The 453-nt window shown below is 58.9% G+C and carries 1 protein-coding gene and 1 pseudogene; both read left to right on the plus strand.

What is annotated here, in order from left to right:
* Positions 1–282: pseudogene (locus SB765_RS28035) on the plus strand (phage tail tape measure protein); the annotation flags it as partial.
* On the plus strand, positions 279–453 hold a 175-nt coding region (locus SB765_RS28040; RefSeq protein WP_264114899.1), incomplete at its 3' end, for a phage tail protein. The pseudogene SB765_RS28035 and the gene SB765_RS28040, both read left to right, overlap by 4 nt.

The raw sequence follows: 453 nt of genomic DNA on the forward strand, positions 1-453 counted from the left end.
GAGGCAACCAGCCGGATTGGCGTGGGGAATCTTTACCGGCTGATGCGCGGCTATGCCACCGGCGGTTATGTCGGTACACCGGGCAGCATGGCAGACAGCCGGTCGCAGGCGTCCGGGACGTTTGAGCAGAATAACCATGTGGTGATTAACAACGACGGCACGAACGGGCAGATAGGTCCGGCTGCTCTGAAGGCGGTGTATGACATGGCCCGCAAGGGTGCCCGTGATGAAATTCAGACACAGATGCGTGATGGTGGCCTGTTCTCCGGAGGTGGACGATGAAGACCTTCCGCTGGAAAGTGAAACCCGGTATGGATGTGGCTTCGGTCCCTTCTGTAAGAAAGGTGCGCTTTGGTGATGGCTATTCTCAGCGAGCGCCTGCCGGGCTGAATGCCAACCTGAAAACGTACAGCGTGACGCTTTCTGTCCCCCGTGAGGAGGCCACGGTACTGG

This window comes from Pseudomonas sp. SIMBA_067, from assembly GCF_046534675.1.
Classification (GTDB): Bacteria; Pseudomonadota; Gammaproteobacteria; order Pseudomonadales; family Pseudomonadaceae; genus Aquipseudomonas; species Aquipseudomonas putida.